Origin of the sequence: Nitrospira sp., assembly GCA_029194665.1 — a bacterium.
In the GTDB taxonomy this organism is placed as follows: domain Bacteria; phylum Nitrospirota; class Nitrospiria; order Nitrospirales; family Nitrospiraceae; genus Nitrospira_D.
In genome coordinates this window covers 435,486-456,219 of the sequence record JARFXO010000004.1, presented here as the reverse complement: position 1 = coordinate 456,219, position 20,734 = coordinate 435,486, and the positions used below count along the sequence as shown (strand labels likewise).

Genomic DNA, 20,734 nt, shown 5'->3' with positions numbered 1-20,734 from the left:
TCAACCTTTAGAATTTCGGCTGATGGCGCCTCGTTGAACCAAGGGAAACCTTTGAAGGGAACGAAAACCTCATCATTACCCGGGAGCAGTCAAAATCCATGCTTCGAATGTTCGAAACCTCGACGTCCCAAGTGCGTTTGCCAAGCGCGGCGGATTTCATCTTCGTGCTCCTCGATCAATCTGGGCATGACTCGACCTTCCTGGCATACAGACCGGAATTTTTGCCAATTCGATACCCGGTTCCAATCAGAACTTCCTTCACCGCGCTCGCAATGCACATGGATATGGATACGGGATTCTTCACGGGAAAGGAAGAAGAAACGCAACTCTCCGCATCGACCAATCGTTGGGGTCAACCCCTGACGAAGGCGCTTGGTTCAATTGGATCGAGGGAGAACCTGCCGCGTCTACAGCATCCCCTTCGTCGAAAGGACCTTTCCCGCCAGCCGCTCTTCCAGCATCGTCGCTTGATCGAGTGCCTTGGCGAATCCTTTGAAGATGGCTTCCATGATGTGGTGGGGGTTCCGGCCATAGAGTAGGTTCACATGCAGGTTGAGGCCTCCGTGGGTGACAAAGGCTTGGAAGAAATCTTCGAACAGACCGAGATCGAACGATTTGATCTTTCGATCCGGCAGCACCACGTTGTAGACAAGGAAGGAGCGGCCGCTGAGATCGACGGTGACCTGAGCCAATGTTTCATCGAGCGGCGCGGAAGCAAACCCGAATCGCTTGATGCCGGCTTTTTCTCCCAATGCCTCGTGCAGAGCCTTGCCCATCACGATCCCGACATCCTCCACCGTATGATGTTCATCGATATCGAGGTCGCCCTTCGCCTGGACGGTCAGATCAAAAAACCCATGTTTGGCGAGCAGCTCCAGCATATGGTCGAAAAAACGGATGCCGGTATCGATCTTACCCTGCCCGCTCCCGTCCAAGGTCCACTCAACGCGGATGTCGGTTTCTTTAGTCGTTCGTGGGACATTCGCCTGTCGTGGAGCAGACCCGTTCTTCTTCATGAAAACCTGCTCTGCGCCGATTTGACATGCGCATCAAACCCTTCAATCTGCGCCAGTCGAACCAACGGATCCTTGATCTTGGCCAATTCTTGTTTTGTGTAGTGCACGATGTTGCTGACTTTCACATAGTCATTGACCGAAAGCGGGGAAAAGAACCTCGCAGTGCCTCCTGTCGGCAGGACATGATTCGGACCCGCGACATAATCGGCGACCGATGGTGGCGTATAGCGCCCCAAGAACAACGCTCCTGCATGGCGGATCTTCTCCAAATAGTCGAACGGATTATCCACGGAGAGGGTCAGATGCTCGGCTGCGATCTCGTTGGCGACTGCGATGGCCTCGTCCATGGTGGACACGACGAACGCCACCGAATGGCGCGCAATCGACTTTGACGCGATCTTTTCTCGCTTGAGCCCCCTGAGTTGATCCTCGATCGATTTAGACACATCTTTGGCCAATCGCTCCGATGTCGTGACAAGAAACACCTGTGCATCCTCGTCATGCTCCGCTTCACACAGCAAATCTGCTGCCACATGCGCCGGTTTTGCGTCGTCATCCGCTACCACCAGCAATTCACTTGGGCCGGCGACCATGTCGATTCCAACTGTTCCGTAAAGCAATCGTTTCGCGGTGGCCACGTAAATATTTCCGGGACCGACGATCTTGTCGACCCGGCCGATGGTTTTCGTCCCATAGGCAAGCGCCGCTACCGCCTGAACGCCGCCGACGCGATAAATCTCGGTGACCCCGGCAATATCAGCAGCGACCAGCAAATAGGGATTAATCCCGTCCCTCTGAGGCGGTGTGACCATCACAATGCGTGGGACCCCGGCCACTTTGGCAGGAATGGCACACATCAGTACAGACGACGGATAAACGGCTTTCCCTCCAGGCACATACACTCCAACGGCGTCGACTGGCCCGACAACCTGCCCCAGCGTGGCATCCCCGTCCTGATACATCCACGTCTTAGTCTGCTGCCGTTCGTGAAACGACGTCACCCGCTGAGCGGCTAACCGCAGCGCATCGCCCTCGTCCTTCCTGATATGGAAGTAGGCGTTCTTGACCTCCTCCGAAGTGACACGTAAGGAGTCCGGCTTCAGTACCACCCTATCGAATTGCGCGGTGTAGCGAAGGACGGCTTTGTCGCCGCCTCGCTCCACAGCTTGCAAAATTGCACGTACGGCTTTTTCAACCGCTGCGCCGGTCACCCGCCCTCGAAGCGCAGCTTTCTTCAAGGATGGAAGAAAGTTGCGATCCGCCTGTGTGACAATCTTCATGAGCGAACCATTTTTTTCTTACGCATGCCTACAGCCGGCGGACGACCATTGCCGGATGCTGCACGCTCATTTCGTACCGCCGCCCTGAGCTTACGAATCAACTCCATCAGCGGTTCCTGTTTGAGCCGAAGACTCGCCCGGTTGACGATGAAACGAGCCGTCGATTGGGCAATGACTTCGAGTTCGACGAGATCGTGTGCTTTGAGGGTGCCGCCGGTTTCAACCAAATCCACAATCCGATCCGCTAATCCTACTACCGGAGCCAACTCAATAGAGCCGTATAACTTGACGATCTCGACCGGAATGCCGCGCGCATTGAAATAACTCCCGGTGATTCTGGGGTATTTCGTTGCAACACGAACCTTGGATGTCAGGCGATCATTCGCCCCCTCTCCCCGGAGCGCGGCGACGGAGATTCTACACGCTCCGAAACCCAAATCCAATGGTTCATATACGTCACTTTCTTGCTCCATCAAAACGTCTTTCCCGACGATTCCGGCATCCGCTCCGCCATACTCCACATAAGTCGGCACATCGCTGGGGCGAACGATGAGGAAGGTCATGTCATTTTCCGGGCTAACAAATATCAGTCGTCGACTATCCCCCGACAATCCGACAATCTCGTAGCCGGCTCGTCGGAAGAGATTCAGTGCGGGCTCTATGAGTTTTCCTTTTGACAACGCGATCGTCAGCATGGAAGCTCCCTAGAGAACCTTCATCGTGGTCTGTCGGCGTCGTATGTCGGCCCCTAAGGCTCCTAATTTCTCTTCAATTCGCTCATATCCTCGATCAAGATGATAGACACGTTGGACCTGGGTCACGCCCTCTGCAGCCAACCCTGCGACAATCAGACTGGCACTCGCACGGAGGTCGGATGCCATGACAGGAGCTCCGGTAAGTTTCTTACCTCCAGTCACCACCAATCGATTGCCTTCCACGCGGATATCCGCTCCCATACGCCGCAATTCTTCTACATGCATGAACCGACTCTCAAACACAGTTTCGGTTATGACACTCGTGCCTTCGGCTAGGCTCATCAATGCAACCATCTGCGCCTGCATATCGGTAGGAAACCCTGGGAAAGGCAAGGTCCTCAGGTCAGTTCCTCTTAGTCTATCCGGCATAGTCAGACAAACCGAGTCTTTTCCTTCCTGTACATGGGCCCCGGCCTCACGCAGTTTCATCAGGACTGCTTCAAGGTGGGTGGGACGACAGTGTGTCGTGGTCACATCCCCATGAGTCATGGCCCCTGCAGCCAGGTACGTACCAGCCTCAATTCGATCTGGAATCACTTCGTGGTCTCCACCATGCAGTTCGCGCACTCCCTCTATCGTGATCACATCGGTTCCTGCACCATAAATTCGTGCACCACGTTTAGCGAGAAAGTCGGCCAGATCCACGATCTCCGGCTCCTTGGCCGCATTTTCCAGCATGGTGACCCCTTCAGCAAGTGATGCCGCCATCATGAGGTTTTCAGTACCGGTCACCGTCGGTGTATCACAGTAAATGCGTGCACCCCTCAATCGTTTCGCCTTGGCCGTGATATAGCCATGTTCGATGGAAATGTTGGCCCCTAGTTTTTCCAATCCCGCCAAATGAAGATTCACCGGTCTGGAACCGATTGCGCAACCTCCAGGGAGAGACACCTTAGCCTCACCCCAGCGCGCAACCAGCGGTCCCAGCACCAGAACCGAGGCACGCATGGTCTTGACCAGATCGTACGGAGCTTCTGTTGATGCAATCACATCCGCTTGAATGACGGCTCGGTTACCCTCGTGCCACACATTAACCCCGAGAATCCCCAGGAGCTTTCCCATCGTCAGGACATCCACGACCCTCGGAACATTCGTGATGACACACTCCCCGCCTCCCAAAATGGTCGAAGCCAAGATCGGAAGCGCGGAGTTTTTCGCACCACTAATGCGAACTTCCCCGACCAACCTATTGCCGCCGTTGATGAGAATTTCATCCATACCGTGGTCCTAGCCTGCCCGCCGGGCGATCATCACCCGTTCGATGCCGGCTTCGTCCTTGACCGTTTGAAGCCCGATGTAGCCCCCTGCTCGTTCCGCAGCCTGTCGCACAAGGGGAGCTTGGCCTTGACCAAGCTCCATGACGAGCAATCCACCGGGCACGAGGAATGGTCGTGCATCGTCCAGCAATCGTTCATGGAACTCCGTTCCCCGCTGCCCGGCCACCAATGCTGCCCGTGGCTCAAAATCCCGGACCTCGGGCTGTAAATCGGCCCAGACCGCTTCAGCTATGTACGGAGGATTGGAAACAACCGCATCCACCGCGCCTACCAAATTACATTCGCGCAAGGCAGAGAAGAGATCCCCTTCCTTCCAGGTTATGTTGCCGCTGACTCCGTGTCGCTCCGCGTTCTCCCTTGCAACAGTCAACGCGTCTCGGGAGCAGTCCAGAGCAAAAATCCGCATGCCGCTCAGGATGGTCGCCAAGGTTACAGCCACACAACCGGAACCTGTTCCCACATCGACCAGCACGGCACCTTCCGCAAATCCTCCCTCTCTGACAACCGCTTGGACAAGGAGTTCGGTCTCAGGCCGAGGAATCAACACCGCCGAATTCACCTGAAAGTCGAGGCCGCAGAATTCCTGTGTCCCCAAGATATACTGGAGCGGCTCGTGCACCATCCGTCTCGATACCACCGATTCGGCACGGGTTAGATCTTCGCCCGACACCGCTTGGTCTCTTCGGCTAACCAACTCGTGGTGTTTCATTCCTAACGCGTAGGCCAATAACCAGAGCGTTTCCTGAGCCGCATTTGTCGATCCAGATGTCTCCAAGACACGTTGGGCCCACGTGATCAGCATGCCAATCGACATCGGATCTGCAGGAATGGGGGCGAGCATCGTTACACGTTGGTGGTTTCGGCCTGCTGCTGTTGTGCCTTCAGCGCTTGAATGATCTCGTCGAGATCACCTTCCATCACCAATTCCAGCTTGTGAAGCGTCACACCGACTCGATGATCCGTGACACGATTCTGCGGAAAATTGTACGTTCGAATTTTCTCGCTTCGCTCTCCGGTCCCCACCTGAGACTTTCTGTTCTGAGCGATCTCCGCTTCTTGTTTTTCACGTTCAGCTTCGACAATCCGGGCACGCAACGTGCGCATGGCCTTGGTCCGATTTTTCAACTGCGACCGCTCATCCTGGCAGGTCACGACCACACCCGTCGGCAGATGCGTAATACGAACGGCCGAATAGGTGGTGTTCACACTCTGTCCGCCGGCCCCGGATGAGCAAAATGTATCGATCCGCAAATCCTTCGGGTCAATCTGCACATCCAGTTCGTCAACTTCCGGCATGACCGCCACCGTCACGGTCGACGTGTGAATGCGACCGCTCGCCTCGGTAACCGGAACCCGCTGCACCCGGTGAACGCCGGCTTCATACCTAAAATGGCCGTAGGCTCCCTTGCCTTCGATTAATGCGACAACGTTCTTATAGCCTCCGATGCCTGTCTCAGACGTTTCGACCGTATCGACCTTCAATCCTTTCTTTTCTGCGTACTTGACATACAAGCGAAAGAGCTCCCCGGCAAATAAGCCCGCCTCGTCCCCACCGGTCCCAGCTCGAATTTCCAGCACCAGACTCTTTTCGTCCCGTGGGTCTCTTGGAATCAAGAATTCCCTGACTTGTCCCTCAATTTCCGCCTTCTGTCGCTCCAGCTCGACTTTTTCCTCCGTCGCCAGCTTGTGCAGCTCACCACCGGCCGACGGGTCGGCGAGAATCCCCATTGCACCTTCCAGCTGCTTCGCGAATTCATGGTATGCGCCAAAGAGCCTGGCTGCTGGTTCCAGATCGGTCCGCTCCTTACTCAGTTTGCGCAACAAGCTCGGTTGGCTCGCAACGGATGGATCCATGAGTTGATCGGTCAACTCCTGAAAGCGTGATGCGAGGCTTTCCCATTTTTTTCGTAATGCTGTTTCCATCGTTTCGCACCTAGACCTTCACAGTGACATCACTGCAACAAAAAAAGAGACCCTGCTTCAAACACGAAGCAGGGTCTCTTTTCTACCCAGGTGATGCCCTACTTACCTTTCTTCGCGTACTTCTTTTTAAATCGCTCGACGCGTCCTTCAGTGTCCACAATTTTTTGGGTGCCGGTGAAGAACGGGTGACAATTGGAACAGATATCGACGCTGATGTCACCGATGGTCGAACGTGTCTTGAACGAATTCCCGCAGGCGCAGTGAACGGTCGCCTCACGATAGACTGGATGAATGCCCTTCTGCATGACCTGGAACTCCTTACTGAAGAATTACAAGCGCCTCTGGCCCATTCCCAAAGGAGAACACTTTATCTGAAGGGAGCATAAGAAACAAGCAGCACATTATCGATTCATCGATTGCAGGAACTCCTGATTGTTCTTGGTGCCCCCGATCTTATCCATAAGGAATTCCATTGCTTCCATGGTCCCCAAGGGACTGAGCACCTTGCGCAGAATCCACATCTTGTTAAGCCGATCCTTGTCCACCAACAATTCTTCTTTTCTCGTCCCGGACTGACTGATATCGATCGCCGGAAAGAGACGCTTGTCAGCCAGACGACGATCCAAGTGCACCTCCATGTTGCCGGTTCCTTTGAATTCTTCGAAAATCACGTCGTCCATGCGGCTGCCGGTGTCCACAAGCGCGGTCGCCATGATGGTGAGGCTTCCGCCGTTCTCGATATTGCGAGCGGCTCCAAAGAAGCGTTTAGGCCGCTGTAGCGCGTTGGAATCCAGGCCGCCGGAGAGCACCTTGCCGCTGGGGGGCGCAATGGTGTTATAGGCTCGTGCAAGACGCGTGATACTGTCCAGCAGGATGACGACGTCCTTCTTGTGTTCGACAAGCCGCTTCGCTTTCTCCAGCACCATTTCCGCCACTTGAGCATGTCGCTGTGCCGGTTCATCAAACGTAGAACTGATGACCTCGGCCTTCACCTGTCGCTGCCAATCGGTGACTTCTTCCGGTCGTTCGTCGATCAACAGAACGATGAGTGTGACTTCGTTGTGGCTCTTGAGAATGGCCCGGGCGATCGCCTGAAGGAGCATCGTTTTGCCGGTTCGTGGAGCAGCGACAATCAATCCACGTTGACCTTTACCGATCGGTGTGATCAGATCCATGACCCTGGTGCAGTATTCTTCTCGGTCAAATTCCAATTGGATCCGCTCTTCAGGGTAGAGCGGCGTCAGGTTATCGAAAAGAATCTTGTCTCGAGCAACCTCCGGATCCTCGTAGTTGACCTTCTCAACTTTCAGAAGAGCGAAATACCGTTCGCTCTCCTTCGGCGGACGGATCTGACCCGATACGATATCGCCCGTGCGGAGGTTGAACCGACGAATCTGCGAGGGTGAAATGTAAATGTCGTCAGGACCCGGCAGGTAATTAGAATCCGGTGCGCGCAAGAAGCCGAATCCGTCTGGAAGGGTTTCCAGAACCCCCTCTCCAAAAACCACGCCGTTTTTTTCGGTCTGAGCCTGGAGAATGGCAAAGATCAACTCCTGTTTCCTCAAATTGGCAGCCCCCTCGATCTTCAGCTCACGGGCTACATCGTTGAGATCCGCGATTGACTTCTGTTTCAATTCTGCAAGATGCATCACTTCCCCCCTAGCTACTGACATACGACCCCTCTCGAGCCTATGGTGTTGATACCCTCCGAAATACACTCAAACTGATTGGTCATGCGAAACGTGTCTTTGTCTTGGCGACGAGCCTTAGGTTTTGGTCTGTTGGGTTGGGATAACTTGTGGGAGTTCTTTGTCTGAAATTGTGTAGGGAAATAGTGTTGGCTTTTGTCCCCCGATGTTCAGTGCCCACGCGAGATCTTTGGTCGGCCTTCTGATCGCTTGGCTCGCATGCTGCTAGACTTGATTCGAGACAGGTTCCGGAGTTGAAATTCTTCGCTGGAGAGAATCAATAGCCTGAATGCTAGAGTGATAATACTCAGACAGGGTTCTGTTGTCAACTAGCACCTAAAATATTAGTTCTGTCCGTTCATGAGGAATAATTTATCCTGCTTAACGGGTTGTTCCCTGAATTTAAAGTGTGTTACACAGTCAACTAAAGATACGGCGAGTATGACATGGCTCGTGACGAAAACGAAACCAGCCCGGACCGCGTGTTTTCACTCCTCGAAGCTAATCAGCTCATCCCTCAGCTCCAACTGCATCTGTCAACCGTCCGAGAAGGTAAAACCGTCCTTATCCGAACCCGTGAAGAGGTGAGCAAAGCATCGGCCAATGCATGCTTCGGAGGCGGGACACCAGCTGGCGTTTCCTACGTGAAATGCCTCCAGGGCATCAGCGCCAACCTCCATGCCATCCATGAGTTGGGAGTCGTTGTAAAGGACATCGATCTCGGGCTATGCGACTTCCCTCATATCCGTGATGGTCGAGTCGTCTACTTGTGCTGGAAACTCGGCGAAAAAGAAATCCGCTGGTGGCACGAAGTCACATCCGGATACAACGATCGTTGTCCTATCGAAGAAGATCCCGCCTAAGTAGTTCTCAAGAGGGGGTCAGAAAACGGCACCGGGGCACACATCTGGATAAAGACATGAAGTTTGTCATCATCGGGTACGACAGCCCGGAGGGGGAGGCCAGACGGAAAATCCATCGGACCGCCCACTTAGCGAACCTCGAACCACTGGATAGGCAAGGGCGAATCGTCCTCGCAGGCCCTCTTACGGATAAAGCCGGAAGCCTGCTGGTGCTGGAGTTTGACACGCGGGAGGAGGCTGAAAGCTTCATCAGCCATGACCCCTATACGGTTCATGGAGTCTTTGAACGAGTTGAAATTCACCCGTTTCTTCAGGTTTTCCCCACATCACTCTCGTAAGTTCCGTTCACTCAGTTTCAAGTTTGGCCTCCTCTTTCGAAGCATTGTCCCATGCTCAGCCGAGCGGTATAGTGCTCCTATGAATTTTCGGCCTGTACGACAGATTGCTCTCGCCGCCGCCTCATTTTTTATCATGTATCAGCCTGCATGGGCTTCGGAAACCACGGTAGTGACCGAGGGACGTTATGTCATGGGAGATAATGACACTCTCGCAATGGCTGAGGAACGAGTCCTTCGGATGGCTCAGCGTAGAGCGATTGAAGAGGCCGGACTGTATATCGAGTCCACATTTCAAGACATAGAAAAAGCCTCCTCCGACAAGAGCGTGCAGTCCAGTTCATTGGAGATCCGGACTATTGCTGCCTCGATCGCAAAAACCGAAATCTTGGAATCACGGCGTTCCTTCGACAATGATCGACTAAGTTTCTATATCCGTATCCGTGCTGCCGTCGACCTCGACAATCTTCAAGCCGCAGTTCGACGATGGCAATCCGAGGAGCGATCTGCGGAACATTTTCGTCGGCTTCAGAGCGAGAATGCAGAACTCAAGGCCCAGCTCCGTAAGCTAAGAGCGACTCCTACCGGCGTGCAAACTCTCACCATAGATCCGTTGAGTCGTACAAAAGATCGGGAACAGGCTCGGATCTTGGTCGAGAAAGCGATTCTCTCTCAACACCTTCCCCAGAAATTCGATTTGATCTCACGGGCAGCTGCTTTGGCCCCCCAGTCCGTGGAACCTCTGATCGTGCGTGGTCAAACATATTTGCGACTCGCATCCGCTGCTTACTCCAACAAATCCAGACTGAGCGAATATTCCAAATATATCGACAATGCTCGAATGGATTTTGATCGAGCCAATCTAATCGATCCAAAGAATACCTGGGCTCTCCTTGGCCAAGGAGACGTCAACACGTGGCTGCATCGACCCGTCGAGGCAGCTCACGCATTCGAACAAATACTCGAATTGGACCCTTTTTTTGATTTAGCACGTTATCGCCTCATCAATCTGTGTACCACCGAGGCTCGCAAATTGGTTTCCCTGAAGCAGTGGTCATCTGCGCTTACTGTCTTACAAAAGTGCTTGTCCCCGAAAACTCCTGACAGTTGGATTCCACATCAAAAAGAGGCCTATTTACTCAGGAGCAATATCTACAAGAAGTTGAGCCGACCGACCCAAGCGATCGAGGACCTTAGTGTGATCCTGCAAGCCGATCCCACTGATAGGCAGGCCTTGCTTGCGAGAGCCTCGCTTTACCAGGAAGAACTGCAAGGGCGCTCTGCAAAAGTTGACCTCGAACGTGCGTGCATGCTCGGAGCAACGCCTGCCTGTGAACAGCTTCCGTAGCAACATTTCTCCCCGCGCTCGTCTCCTCGTGCATCATGTCGATCAATTTCTGCCGTCTCACTTGTCATGACCCCGTCCACATGGTTTGACAATCCAAAAGATGGACAGCTAGAATGTCCCGCGCCTCGGGGTCGGCGATTTGACCAGCTTCCACCAGCACGCAGAAATGGTGGCAACGGGCCTAAAGCCTCTGTCAGATAGCGGTCCGAAAGCTCCTTGCCCTGGGGCTTCTGGGGTCTTGAACGCACGTAGAAAAACAGCGTAGAGTGTGCCAGAGAATCAAGCACGTGAACAGCTATCGTCTCTTTCATCAACAAAATTTTTCCCGGAGTGTAAGGTTGTGATGACCGACTATCGTGTGCTTCCAGGGCCAGAACACTTCCTTCCCCCAGCTGCTGCAAGCATGGGGGTTCGATTACCGAATCCAGGAGAAGCCCATATCAATGGCGTGATTACCTCGGAAGAAAATGCCTACGATGAAGCGGCGCGTCAGTTCTTAATGGCAAAAGTACCGACCATCTTCCCCGGGCCCTTGGTGCTTTGGGCATGGAACGAAAAGGCCGCAAAGAAAGCGACGGCCATTCGGCATCTGTTTAACACACTGAAGGAATGTGTTCAGCCGAACCAAAAGCCGATGTTGATTCCGATGCCGGACTACCGTCCCAAGTACCCAAAGATCAACCCCGAAATTGAGATCAACCCGAATCATCCGAATTTGACGATCTGGCACAACAAGATCGACTGCTGCGTATTTATCGGCGTCCATTGTCATCAAGCCAATCTATCGCTAAAGATTATTCGTGGAGGGACATCCTGCTATACTATCGCCATGTGCGCGCAGGCTGGCCATGAAGATGCCATGCTTTCATTCCGCGATGCATCGGTCGACAAGATCATGCGATTGGCCGACACCATAAAACGCTTGAAAGGGACCGTCCAACCAAAAGTGACGCCGGTGAAGAACGCCGTCTCAGATTGATCCTTTTGAACCTGTCTGTATGTGAAAGGAGGCTGGGTCCATGGCAGAAGCAAAATCCCTCATTGGGACGCAAAATAAAAAAGGTCAGACCTATACTGATACCTGGAAAATGATGAATGAGGCTCCTCGCACACCATCATTCTTCACGGGCAGCGAAGTCATCAAGGAAGCTCTCCGTCGGGCAAGTTGCGATGTCATGATCGCGTATCCGATCACGCCACAGAGTGAGGCCGCTGCATTGATCGGCGAATTATTTGCTGAAGGCTATATCGGAGACTACTTCCGCGGCGAGAGCGAATTTGCCGTCATGTCGCAATGCGCCGGTTCCGCATTTGGCGGAGCTCGTGTGTTCACAACAACAGCAGGACCTGGCACCATGCGGGCCATGGAGAACTTCCCGATGTGGGCTGGCGCCAGGTTGCCGATTCAGATGATCGTCACCTGTCGAGGCATCAACTCACCGCTCTCGATTCAACCAGACACCCTTGAAATCGCCTATCTGCTGAACACCGGCATGTTAGTGTGGCATGCAGAGACTGCTCAAGACTTCTTCGATTGGATTCTGAAGGGTTACATGGTGTCGGAAGAGCCGGAGGTGCATCTTCCACTCGCACTGTGCTGCGACGGATTCTTCGTCACCCACACGAAAGACGTGGTGAATCTGACGCCAGCGGACATGTGCCTCCCACCATATGACCCTTACCGGTCTCCCGTACCTTGTATGGATATGGAGTGTCCACCTGTTCGGATGATGCGCGACCCATTTGTCATGAAAAGCAACTACATCAGCTATGCAACCCATGCCAGCTGGCAGCAAGAAATTTGGGCTGCTGTTGAACGCTCTCGTAAACATTCGATCCATTGGCTGAATGGTTTGATCGACACCGAAAACACGGACGCAGATATCGTGATCGTAGCTTCAGGCACCGCCGTTTCTCAGGGTCGAGAAGCAATCCGGTTGTTGGAAGATGAAGGCGTGCGATGCGGTCTGGTAAAGGTGAAAACCTTACGCCCCTGGCCGGAAGAAGAAATTCGCGAGGCGACCAAGAACGCAAAACACATTTTTGTGCCGGAGTTCAACGTGACCGGGTGGCTGGCCAAAGAAATCCGGGCCACCGTCCCAAATCACCATCGAGTCCATGCCGGTCCACACGTTTGTGGAGGCATGACGATGCCGCCGGAGATCATCGTGTCTGAAATTAAGACAGCTCTTGGGATGAAGACCTTCTCCCTGGCTGGTCGTGGAAGCTGAACTACACTGACTGTGAACCTGTCCGCTCTGACGAGCGACACCGAGGAGGCCTATATATGAGCAAAGAGCGCATACAAATTTCCGAAGCTCTGTACGACATCATGCCGTCGGACTATCAGGATCTCGTAAAGAGCGCCACCTACGGCAAGGATGACCGAGGCTGGAAAGACATTGGGACATCGAAGGAGTTGATTGAGCAACATTCGCTCTGCGCCGGCTGCCCCGAGTCCATGGCCTTCCGCTACATATTGGCCTCACTTCCCAATCCAGAGGATACGGTCATGGTCGGCTCGACCGGCTGTACCAGTCTGGTGTTTCCAATGGTCGCCGTCCATAACATTCACTCGTTGTTTGGAAATCAGAATGCGATCGCATCGGGTCTTAAACGTGCCCTCAGCGTCAGATTCCCAGGCCGTGTGAAAGACGTCGTCGTCCTCGCCGGTGACGGTGCGACGGTCGACATCGGTCTGGATATGACGCTGCAGGCTTGGTTCAGACAAGAGAAGTTCACCACCATCTGCTTCGACAACGAACTCTATGCCAACACCGGCGGACAGGAGAGCGGGCTGATGCAGAAAGGCTTTGTCGCGAAGATGGCGCCGGTCGGGAAGTTATTCGATAAAGTGCGCTTGCCGGAGATAGCCCGTGAGTCGGGCTGTCACTATGTAGTGAACTGCACGGTCAGCAAACCATCACTGGTCGAGAAGGTTATCCGCAACGCCGTGCATATAGCCCGAGAAATCGGCCCGACCTATCTCCAGCTCTACACTCCATGCATTCTCGAAATCGGCAAGAACAGCATGGAAGGCTTGCAAGAAATGCGTGACTCTGAAAAGCCGACCGAGCGGTTCGCGTATAAGGAATACATCAGCGATCCGGCGAAGCAACTCTTGGCTGAGCTGGCCGCCAAGGATAAAGAACGGAAGGCAGCCGCTAAACAGTTGGCCGCTCAGGCACAAGCCAATTAGAACGGGAGGCCATTGATGATCAAGAAGCGACTTAATATTCGTATGTCAGGTTTAGGCGGACAAGGTGCCGTCACCGCCGCTCACGTCATGGCCATGGCCGCCAATCGGGATGGAAAGTTCTCCATCTCAAACCCGTTTTTTGGTGCCGAGAAGCGCATGGCTCCAGCTGAGAGTTATTGTCGTATCGGCATTGAGCGGATCTATGATCGAGGGGAGCTCGTGTTTCCGGATGTGATCCAGGTATTCCATCCACAGGTCATTACCATGGGTAAAAGTTACACCATGCCGTTCTATTCAGGCATCAAAGAAGGCGGTGTGGTCATCATCAACTCCGATGTTCCGCTGCTTTCCGAAGAGGATATCCAACGTCTAAAAGATTTGGACGTTGCCGTGTTCTATATTCCAGGCACGCAGATCGCGATCGAAATAGCCGGAACGGAGTTGTCGACGAACATGACCATGATCGGTTCCGTCGCCGGGATCACCAAGTGCGTATCGATGGAAGCTCTCGATGGCGCACTCCAGGAACGATTCGGCAAGAAGTTCGTCGCCTCGGGGGGCACCGCCTCGCTGGACGAAGCCATCAAGAAAAAGTTCGCGAAGAAGGAAATGCTTCTGGCAAAGAATTTGGCGACCGTCAAGCGTGCTTACGATATCGCTAGTGAGTGGGCGGAAAAGAACAAGATCGAATTGCGGGTTGGCAATCCGGCCGTCGCTGCGTAAGAAAAGGAATCACCTTGCATGTATAATGTCGCACAAGTCATCGACGAAAAATGTACGGCCAAGAAAGGCTGCCGGCTGTGCATCATGTACTGTCCTGAGGCTAATTGTTTGGACTTGAATACGACCAAGATGGTAGCGGAAGTGTTCATCGATCGTTGCAAAGGCTGCGAGCTATGCGTGGTCGTTTGCAACGCCGCCAAGCACGAGGCGATTGTGATGCAAGCTGTCAGCGCCAGCGGTCAGCTGATGTCGAAAAAGGGGGAATCCGCAGCTTTGGGGCAAGCCTATCAGGGTTGACCGGATTCGGTTTGAATGACAAAGCCCCATGGCGCCAACGCTATGGGGCTTTTTGTTGGTAGTCCGCGAGGACCTTATGGAGAATGAAGACAACGTCATCGGTGAGCTGCTTGGGGAGATTGCCGCGTTGATCGGTGAATACCCAAAGGCTATTGAGCGACGGGCAGCGGTCATCCAGGCCACAGGCAAAGATCATGAGCTCGTCGAGAAGCTCGTCAAGGCCGCCGACACCATGCGCGATAGTGGTAACCTCTATCTAACGTGGGCCAAACATTACGCCGCCTTAGCGGAAGGCAACACCGACGCCTCCTCCGATGAAGACGAAACCGAAGATTTCGACGTCTAAAAAATCTCCCTATTCGTCGAAGAGTTTTGCTAGAATACCCCACTCTTTTACAGAAATGCTTGTTCCCCGGTAGCTCAGTTGGTAGAGCAGCCGGCTGTTAACCGGCTGGTCGCAGGTTCGAGTCCTGCCCGGGGAGCCACTGCCTTTCTTCTAAACAGCTCTCCATTTCGTATCCTTATCAGGCTGTCCACGGTTGGGTTGCCGTGGTTCAGCAGCCGCTTCAAGCGTTCGGATACCGAAGTCCGGTCTGATCTCGATCGCAACAATTTACCTAGGTGGCTTGATTTCGAGGAAGCCCTCCACTATAACTGTGCAGCCATTTTGCCCAATCCTCATTAGGGCAGAATCACGTCCACGAGTCGGTAGGAGAATCCTCACCGGCGGAACCGCCGGAGAAAGAAGGGTGCTACATGAGTGGATTGTGCTGTACCATTGTCCGCTATTCTCTTGCGGTTGTGATGCTGGTCTTCGTGCTGTTCAGCAGCCCAGCCCAGGCCGAGTGGTATGTGGCGGGGCAGGCTGGAGCCACCTTTAACGGCTACTTCGGTCACATAGCAGGGACGACGGGTAACGCTGCTGGCCTGGACTTCTCGCAACTCGGCCTTCAGAATTCGGTCCTCTATGGGGGCAAGGTCGGATATTATCTTGACGACCCAGGGTTCAAATGGCTGGGTGTCGAGATGGAGGTGTTCACTTCGACACCGAATATTAAGCAACAAGCCGTAACGATCAATGACGGAGGAAACACCACCGTCGAGCTTACCCGTGGGCAAGATGTCCGAGTCACTAATTTTTCACCTTTCAGCGTCATGTTCCGCTACCAGATAGGTCGATTGGAACCGTACGCGGGGGGTGGATTGGGGATCTACTTTATCAACACCCACGATGCTCAGACTAACACATCGTCAAGCGACAACGGGGCCCTGGGCTTTATTGCCAAGGCTGGCCTACGATGGATGGTGACGGACCACCTTGCGTTGTTCGGAGAATGGAAATACAACCAAGTGAAGTATAATTATGACAGCATGCCTATAGGATCAACCGATGGGGGAGGGCAAGCGCAATACCGTTCCTACATCGCCGTAGGAGGCATCGGCTGGCATTTTTAGGTCGCTTGCACGGGCTCGCGGGGCACCTGCATGCCGGCGCTGATCTCGTGGACCACGAGGAAGTCTGATGGGGAGCCCATTCGACATTTGAGTGGCCCAAGTTACACACTCCCTGTTAAACATCGTGGCTGGGTTCACCTTTAGCAAGCTGCGGAAAAACTCGATATGTGTGTTTCAAAAGGCTCGGCGCGAACGATAAACCTCAGCAAATTTAATGACTACGCCACTCGTCCTGAGGCTCTCGAAGGGTGAACGGAGGGGTTTTCCGCAGCCTGTTAGGGTATGCTTCTGACAGGACGAACGCTGTGAAAAGGAAAGGAGTTCGCCCTACACAAACCCTCAACACAACCAGGAGGAAGCACCGACTTGACCGGCACCAGATAGAACGATCAGAGTAGTATTTATAGTTCCATCGACAATCGTCGATAGTGTCTCAGCCTTCGCATTCTAGACCGCTTCCTAGGCTGTCACGGAAGCCAACCGGTGATTGATCGCTCGCACGCCCGCTCCACTCTTCAGCACGATCTCACAGACATGATCCAGTCGCTCGATATGCTCGTAAGACGCCCAGGGATCCATGGCGACCGAACAGACTCCGTGATTTGCCTGTCCCACAATGTCGAACTCAAGTGCACCATCTTTTCCAAGACCTAGGCACTCCGACGTTACATCGGCCAGATCACGAGACAAAGCCGGCAGCGGTGGCACTGTGGGCCCTACTCTGGTGTAGCGGGCAATTTCCGGAAACTCCGAGCTGATTGCCTGCAAGTCGATCCCCGCATAGATAGCCGCCACAACGTGTGTGGCGTGGACATGAACGACGGTGCGCGTCCGCTTGGAATCACGCTGCAGATTCCAGTGCATCCACAGTTCTCCGGACGGCTTTTGCCCATCTCTTACGTTGGGGACCAGCCGACCGGTCAACGGATCGGTGATGATCTCCAGCCTGACAACATGCTCAGGATGAACGATCGTCTTGCGCCAACTGGAGGGCGTGATGTACAAATACTTCCCTTCCCGCTTCCTCATACTGATATTGCCGTCTCTTGTCGTGATCCAACCTCGCTCATAACAACGTCTCATGACATCGCCGATGGCCGTCAGCATGATTCCTCCATTTAAAACACAGAATAGCTCTGATATGGTTTCGTTATTGGCGTCTTAAGTCGACGTTGGGAGCCGTCCTCCAAGCGTCCCATCACAGACGTGCCTATTGTACACCATGAACGATGACATGATCACCGGCATCGCTTCATCCTTCCGGCCGCCGTTACCTCTCCGCAACGCTCATCTCATGACCCTCGTCCCCCGCTACCTGCCGCGTGACACGTCCTTGGCGGGATTGCCTCAGGAGCCGCGTTTGTTTACTGTTGAGCCACACGCACAGCTTCTGGGATTCTGCCATTGGCAAGCCGATCGCAGGGCGTCTGCCACAGTGGTGCTGGTTCACGGCCTTGAGGGCTGCAGTGAATCCCGATACATGCGCGGCATTGCTGCAAAGGCCTATCGGGCAGGCTTCAACGTCATTCGCATGAATCAGCGCACGTGCGGCGGCACGGAACATCTCTCCCCGACCCTTTATAACAGCGGCTTGAGCGGAGACTACCGCACGATTCTTAAGGAGCTCGCTCATCGAGACGGACTCGGCCACGTATGGTTTGTCGGATATTCGATGGGCGGAAATCTGACCTTGAAGGCGGGCGGCGAGTTCGGCCGGACCGAGCCGGCGCTGGCGGGAATCGCAGCAGTATGTCCGAACATCAACCCGACCGTTTGCGCTCGTGCGTTGGAGGAGTCTCGTAATTTCATCTACCATCGTCACTTTCTGATGCGGTTGAAATCGAGATTGCGGAGAAAGGCGGCCCTGCTACCCGGGAAATGGGATCTGTCGCAACTCGACCGGATCGCCACCATCAGCGAATTTGATGATCGCTACACCGCTCACGATGGAGGGTATCAAAGCGGCGTTGATTATTACGATCGAGCAGGCGCACGCCATGTACTCGATGCCATCGAAGTTCCTACGCTCATTATCACGGCACAAGACGATCCGTTTATTCCATACTCGATGTTCACCGCACCGACGATTCGGCGACACCGTCACATTCGTGTGGTGGCGCCTCGCTACGGAGGTCATTGCGGGTTTTTTCACCGAGGCCAAAACGGAGAAGATCCGTACTGGGCGGAGAACCGAATCGTGGACTTTTTACTGGGGCGGCTATGACAGACCCTGCCTCAAGCTCGTCTCATGCACGACCAAGTGAGTGACTACACGATCACGCTTTGTAAGTGGGTCCGCACATCTTCCAGATATGTCTTGAACGGATCCGGCATGGGAAACGGGGCATGACCGCGCACTTGGAAAATCGACCAGTTGATGACATAGGGAGGGAACGATCCATCAGGCGACGGAGCCCGATTCACTGCTGAAGCAGACCCCTCATTCAGGAGATGTCTGACCAGTTCACTGCGGCCGTAGGCACGCGTGTTTTTCGGGGCCGTGTCCATCGCAAGATGGATGAGGCGGTCTGTCGTCATCCGAGGGGCGCGCCCCTCTTCCAATAATCCATGGTACAACCCCTTCGCGCGATTCAAATTGTGATACTCCAAATCCAAACTTTTCATCATGGGATCGCTCCAGTCGACATGTTCCGCTTCGCGGAAGCATTCCAGCAACCACAGTTTGGACGCCCAGTCGACACGCCCGACGAGCTGTTGATAATCGCCGCGCAGGTCATGAAGCACCGATGCCCATTGAGCAAGCACCCAATCGGTTTCTTCATCCTGCCCCTTGCAATGCTGAACGGCACAGTCAAGAAACCGTTCTTGAATATCCAAAGCCGACATCGTTTTTTGAGACTGCAACTGAATCAACCAGCGCCGTTCTTGATCCTGAGAAATCTCTTGAAGCGCCTCCACCGGTTCGTCGATCTCTAAATCCTGAGGCGCATGTCCTTCTTCGATGAGCTGCAGCACCAGTCCTGTCGTTCCGAGCTTCAATGCCGTCGCATATTCGGCCATGTTGGAATCGCCCAGCAGCAGATGGATCCGACGGTACTGATTGGGATCGGCCAACGGTTCATCTCTCGTGTTCACAATGGCCCGATTGTGCTGCACCCATTCGAAGAAATCGTTCACGATATAGTCGGCACGTTGGGAGATTTGAAAGGATAGATCCGATACCTGGTGCGTACCGAACGCCGAACGTGGAACGATCAACCGATCCGTCTGAATCCAGGCATCTTGTGGAGCGGCGGAACCGACCCGTCCGGAGCCGGTAAAAATCTGCCGGGTCACCAGAAACGTCACGAGCGGAGCCAGCCCTCGCCTCGAAAAAGGGAACCGCCGAGATACCAGATAGTTCTCATGCGAGCCGAAGGTCGCGTCGGTTTCATGATCGATGTTGTTCTTGATCAAGGACACCTGTTCTGACAAGCCGAGCTCTTCGAGAGCTTGCTGCAGCAGGAGATCTCCCGCACGATCGGACGCCACGACATCGGTGAGAGAATGACATTCCGGCGAGGCGTACTCCAAATGTCCCATGTCCAAATAGATTCGTCCGGCGTTGACGAGAAATCCCCCGTTGCCGGGAGGCTCGTCATGCCCACGATGGTGGAGGTCGAGGACACCTCTCCGCTGGACATGGAACAGCTGGTCGCGGAGCCTATGGGCAAACCAGGTCGGTGAATGGTCAGGACGATCCTCGTGAATCAAGAGCCCGTATTCAGTCTCCAACCCGAAGATACGGTTTACCATGGATCACGAAATTGGTGCGTTCAAATGCTCTGGAAGCACTCTTCCCAACTCATCGGCCTCGAGTGCTCGATACTTGGATGGTCCTTGCACCTGTCGATCAAGCAGGACGCATTCGATCGTCTTTTCGGCAATGCACCGACGCGCATGCGCATAGAGCGGCTCCGGGTCAGTGACCTGCTGATCAGTGGCGACCATTGCTTCGTGATGGCCTTCGCCATCCTCCAGTGCCGATCGTTGCGCTCGATCACCGACCGCCCACGTACGAATCGCCACATCCACAGCGTCCTTCAGTGACACGATGGACTGTTGTCGGACATATCCGATCATCCTCTGCTCTATCACTGACGTTGCGGCGAGCACCGCATACCGGCTCTTTTCCTCAAATGTCCCGTCGTAGTTGATCGTCAAGAAACCGTCTCTCCCGGCTTTCCGGCTCAATTCTGCCAGCAGGATTTTCACGATGAAGGGGGCTTTGAACACCTCTTCGAACGCTTGTTTGATGACCGGCGCGATGCCGTACTTCACCAGGCGGCTCCCGGTCACATCGGCAGCGGAGCGATTGAATCCTTCGACATGAGCCATTTCCAGCAGATTGAAACGCAGCTTCTCCAGGTCGGCGGGGTGTCCCATACCTCCGAGGGCTAAACGATCGTAAATCTCATATAACTTGGAGGTGCCTTTGCTCATTGTCATGAGCAGAATGCCGCGCTCGTACGCGACCCCGACGACGGGTGTCCCCTCCTTAAGCTGATTGTCGAGATATTGCCGGCGATTTCCGACTGCTTCCACCCATCGATATGGCTCTTCATACATAACTAA

Annotated in this window: 22 protein-coding genes and 1 tRNA gene; 12 read left to right on the top strand and 11 right to left on the bottom strand. The window is 54.1% G+C overall.

All coding sequences use genetic code 11. The annotated features are described in order from the left end of the window. Positions 1-407: 407 nt before the first annotated feature. The 8 genes from hisB to rho form a co-directional block, all read right to left on the bottom strand. A complete protein-coding gene (gene hisB / locus P0119_15575) occupies positions 408-1,016 on the bottom strand; it encodes an imidazoleglycerol-phosphate dehydratase HisB (protein MDF0667477.1) in 609 nt (202 codons plus the stop codon). Continuing rightward, the gene (gene hisD, locus P0119_15570; protein MDF0667476.1) at positions 1,013-2,296 is read right to left on the bottom strand and encodes a histidinol dehydrogenase; all 1,284 of its coding nucleotides are present in this window, start codon (positions 2,294-2,296) and stop codon (positions 1,013-1,015) included. The genes hisB and hisD overlap by 4 nt, the downstream gene beginning before the upstream one ends. Next, positions 2,293-2,991, bottom strand: a complete 699-nt coding sequence (hisG, locus tag P0119_15565; protein MDF0667475.1) for an ATP phosphoribosyltransferase — start codon at positions 2,989-2,991, stop codon at positions 2,293-2,295. Before hisG ends, hisD begins: the two co-directional genes overlap by 4 nt. A gap of 9 nt (positions 2,992-3,000) precedes the next feature. Beyond that, a complete protein-coding gene (gene murA / locus P0119_15560) occupies positions 3,001-4,269 on the bottom strand; it encodes a UDP-N-acetylglucosamine 1-carboxyvinyltransferase (protein ID MDF0667474.1) in 1,269 nt (422 codons plus the stop codon). A gap of 9 nt (positions 4,270-4,278) precedes the next feature. Next, on the bottom strand, positions 4,279-5,130 hold the full coding sequence (prmC, locus tag P0119_15555; GenBank protein ID MDF0667473.1) for a peptide chain release factor N(5)-glutamine methyltransferase: 852 nt from the start codon (positions 5,128-5,130) through the stop codon (positions 4,279-4,281). A 41-nt stretch (positions 5,131-5,171) separates the two neighbouring features. Continuing rightward, positions 5,172-6,251 carry a peptide chain release factor 1 gene (gene prfA / locus P0119_15550; GenBank protein MDF0667472.1) on the bottom strand — a complete coding sequence of 360 codons (1,080 nt, stop codon included), beginning with the start codon at positions 6,249-6,251 and terminating at the stop codon, positions 5,172-5,174. A 98-nt stretch (positions 6,252-6,349) separates the two neighbouring features. After that, positions 6,350-6,556, bottom strand: a complete 207-nt coding sequence (gene rpmE / locus P0119_15545) for a 50S ribosomal protein L31 (GenBank protein ID MDF0667471.1) — start codon at positions 6,554-6,556, stop codon at positions 6,350-6,352. Between the two features lie 96 nt (positions 6,557-6,652). Next, on the bottom strand, positions 6,653-7,900 hold the full coding sequence (gene rho / locus P0119_15540; GenBank protein ID MDF0667470.1) for a transcription termination factor Rho: 1,248 nt from the start codon (positions 7,898-7,900) through the stop codon (positions 6,653-6,655). Between the two features lie 485 nt (positions 7,901-8,385). Here rho and P0119_15535 point away from each other — a divergent pair, with 485 nt between their 5' ends. The 11 genes from P0119_15535 (at position 8,386) to P0119_15485 (ending at position 16,159) form a co-directional block, all read left to right on the top strand. After that, on the top strand, positions 8,386-8,802 hold the full coding sequence (locus tag P0119_15535) for a DUF2203 domain-containing protein (protein MDF0667469.1): 417 nt from the start codon (positions 8,386-8,388) through the stop codon (positions 8,800-8,802). A 56-nt stretch (positions 8,803-8,858) separates the two neighbouring features. Continuing rightward, the gene (locus P0119_15530; GenBank protein ID MDF0667468.1) at positions 8,859-9,140 is read left to right on the top strand and encodes a YciI family protein; all 282 of its coding nucleotides are present in this window, start codon (positions 8,859-8,861) and stop codon (positions 9,138-9,140) included. 238 nt (positions 9,141-9,378) lie between these two features. Then, entirely contained in the window at positions 9,379-10,485 is a 1,107-nt protein-coding gene (locus tag P0119_15525) for a hypothetical protein (protein MDF0667467.1), read from the top strand. A 343-nt stretch (positions 10,486-10,828) separates the two neighbouring features. Continuing rightward, a complete protein-coding gene (locus P0119_15520) occupies positions 10,829-11,464 on the top strand; it encodes a carbon monoxide dehydrogenase beta subunit family protein (GenBank protein ID MDF0667466.1) in 636 nt (211 codons plus the stop codon). A gap of 40 nt (positions 11,465-11,504) precedes the next feature. Beyond that, a complete protein-coding gene (locus tag P0119_15515; protein MDF0667465.1) occupies positions 11,505-12,716 on the top strand; it encodes a transketolase C-terminal domain-containing protein in 1,212 nt (403 codons plus the stop codon). Positions 12,717-12,772: 56 nt separating this feature from the next. Further along, a complete protein-coding gene (locus tag P0119_15510; GenBank protein MDF0667464.1) occupies positions 12,773-13,684 on the top strand; it encodes a thiamine pyrophosphate-dependent enzyme in 912 nt (303 codons plus the stop codon). Positions 13,685-13,699: 15 nt separating this feature from the next. After that, positions 13,700-14,407: a 2-oxoacid:acceptor oxidoreductase family protein gene (locus tag P0119_15505; protein MDF0667463.1), complete on the top strand. Its 708-nt coding sequence runs from the start codon at positions 13,700-13,702 to the stop codon at positions 14,405-14,407. An 18-nt stretch (positions 14,408-14,425) separates the two neighbouring features. Beyond that, positions 14,426-14,704, top strand: a complete 279-nt coding sequence (locus P0119_15500) for a pyruvate ferredoxin oxidoreductase (protein ID MDF0667462.1) — start codon at positions 14,426-14,428, stop codon at positions 14,702-14,704. A gap of 28 nt (positions 14,705-14,732) precedes the next feature. After that, entirely contained in the window at positions 14,733-15,050 is a 318-nt protein-coding gene (locus P0119_15495; GenBank protein ID MDF0667461.1) for a hypothetical protein, read from the top strand. Positions 15,051-15,113: 63 nt separating this feature from the next. After that, positions 15,114-15,189: transfer RNA gene (locus P0119_15490), tRNA-Asn, on the top strand. Between the two features lie 271 nt (positions 15,190-15,460). Then, complete coding sequence (locus P0119_15485) at positions 15,461-16,159, top strand: outer membrane beta-barrel protein (protein MDF0667460.1); 699 nt, start codon at positions 15,461-15,463, stop codon at positions 16,157-16,159. A 459-nt stretch (positions 16,160-16,618) separates the two neighbouring features. On the opposite strand, the gene P0119_15480 is transcribed toward P0119_15485, so the two are convergent. Beyond that, complete coding sequence (locus P0119_15480) at positions 16,619-17,266, bottom strand: class II aldolase/adducin family protein (GenBank protein MDF0667459.1); 648 nt, start codon at positions 17,264-17,266, stop codon at positions 16,619-16,621. A gap of 127 nt (positions 17,267-17,393) precedes the next feature. On the opposite strand from P0119_15480, the gene P0119_15475 reads away from it, so the two are divergent. Beyond that, entirely contained in the window at positions 17,394-18,383 is a 990-nt protein-coding gene (locus tag P0119_15475; GenBank protein ID MDF0667458.1) for an alpha/beta fold hydrolase, read from the top strand. A 44-nt stretch (positions 18,384-18,427) separates the two neighbouring features. Here P0119_15475 and P0119_15470 read toward each other — a convergent pair whose 3' ends face one another. Both P0119_15470 and P0119_15465 read right to left on the bottom strand, forming a co-directional pair. Then, a complete protein-coding gene (locus P0119_15470; GenBank protein ID MDF0667457.1) occupies positions 18,428-19,915 on the bottom strand; it encodes a proteasome accessory factor PafA2 family protein in 1,488 nt (495 codons plus the stop codon). 3 nt (positions 19,916-19,918) lie between these two features. Beyond that, positions 19,919-20,728, bottom strand: a complete 810-nt coding sequence (locus P0119_15465; protein MDF0667456.1) for a hypothetical protein — start codon at positions 20,726-20,728, stop codon at positions 19,919-19,921. Positions 20,729-20,734: the final 6 nt, after the last annotated feature.

What these genes read in the sequence shown, in the direction of transcription:
- hisB (MDF0667477.1), bottom strand. Translation starts at nt 1,016, where the DNA reads ATGAAGAAGAACGGGTCTGCTCCACGACAGGCGAATGTCCCACGAACG.
- hisD (MDF0667476.1), bottom strand. Translation starts at nt 2,296, where the DNA reads ATGAAGATTGTCACACAGGCGGATCGCAACTTTCTTCCATCCTTGAAG.
- hisG (MDF0667475.1), bottom strand. Translation starts at nt 2,991, where the DNA reads ATGCTGACGATCGCGTTGTCAAAAGGAAAACTCATAGAGCCCGCACTG.
- murA (MDF0667474.1), bottom strand. Translation starts at nt 4,269, where the DNA reads ATGGATGAAATTCTCATCAACGGCGGCAATAGGTTGGTCGGGGAAGTT.
- prmC (MDF0667473.1), bottom strand. Translation starts at nt 5,130, where the DNA reads ATGCTGATCACGTGGGCCCAACGTGTCTTGGAGACATCTGGATCGACA.
- prfA (MDF0667472.1), bottom strand. Translation starts at nt 6,251, where the DNA reads ATGGAAACAGCATTACGAAAAAAATGGGAAAGCCTCGCATCACGCTTT.
- rpmE (MDF0667471.1), bottom strand. Translation starts at nt 6,556, where the DNA reads ATGCAGAAGGGCATTCATCCAGTCTATCGTGAGGCGACCGTTCACTGC.
- rho (MDF0667470.1), bottom strand. Translation starts at nt 7,900, where the DNA reads ATGCATCTTGCAGAATTGAAACAGAAGTCAATCGCGGATCTCAACGAT.
- P0119_15535 (MDF0667469.1), top strand. Translation starts at nt 8,386, where the DNA reads ATGGCTCGTGACGAAAACGAAACCAGCCCGGACCGCGTGTTTTCACTC.
- P0119_15530 (MDF0667468.1), top strand. Translation starts at nt 8,859, where the DNA reads ATGAAGTTTGTCATCATCGGGTACGACAGCCCGGAGGGGGAGGCCAGA.
- P0119_15525 (MDF0667467.1), top strand. Translation starts at nt 9,379, where the DNA reads ATGGCTCAGCGTAGAGCGATTGAAGAGGCCGGACTGTATATCGAGTCC.
- P0119_15520 (MDF0667466.1), top strand. Translation starts at nt 10,829, where the DNA reads ATGACCGACTATCGTGTGCTTCCAGGGCCAGAACACTTCCTTCCCCCA.
- P0119_15515 (MDF0667465.1), top strand. Translation starts at nt 11,505, where the DNA reads ATGGCAGAAGCAAAATCCCTCATTGGGACGCAAAATAAAAAAGGTCAG.
- P0119_15510 (MDF0667464.1), top strand. Translation starts at nt 12,773, where the DNA reads ATGAGCAAAGAGCGCATACAAATTTCCGAAGCTCTGTACGACATCATG.
- P0119_15505 (MDF0667463.1), top strand. Translation starts at nt 13,700, where the DNA reads ATGATCAAGAAGCGACTTAATATTCGTATGTCAGGTTTAGGCGGACAA.
- P0119_15500 (MDF0667462.1), top strand. Translation starts at nt 14,426, where the DNA reads ATGTATAATGTCGCACAAGTCATCGACGAAAAATGTACGGCCAAGAAA.
- P0119_15495 (MDF0667461.1), top strand. Translation starts at nt 14,733, where the DNA reads ATGGCGCCAACGCTATGGGGCTTTTTGTTGGTAGTCCGCGAGGACCTT.
- P0119_15485 (MDF0667460.1), top strand. Translation starts at nt 15,461, where the DNA reads ATGAGTGGATTGTGCTGTACCATTGTCCGCTATTCTCTTGCGGTTGTG.
- P0119_15480 (MDF0667459.1), bottom strand. Translation starts at nt 17,266, where the DNA reads ATGCTGACGGCCATCGGCGATGTCATGAGACGTTGTTATGAGCGAGGT.
- P0119_15475 (MDF0667458.1), top strand. Translation starts at nt 17,394, where the DNA reads ATGATCACCGGCATCGCTTCATCCTTCCGGCCGCCGTTACCTCTCCGC.
- P0119_15470 (MDF0667457.1), bottom strand. Translation starts at nt 19,915, where the DNA reads ATGGTAAACCGTATCTTCGGGTTGGAGACTGAATACGGGCTCTTGATT.
- P0119_15465 (MDF0667456.1), bottom strand. Translation starts at nt 20,728, where the DNA reads ATGTATGAAGAGCCATATCGATGGGTGGAAGCAGTCGGAAATCGCCGG.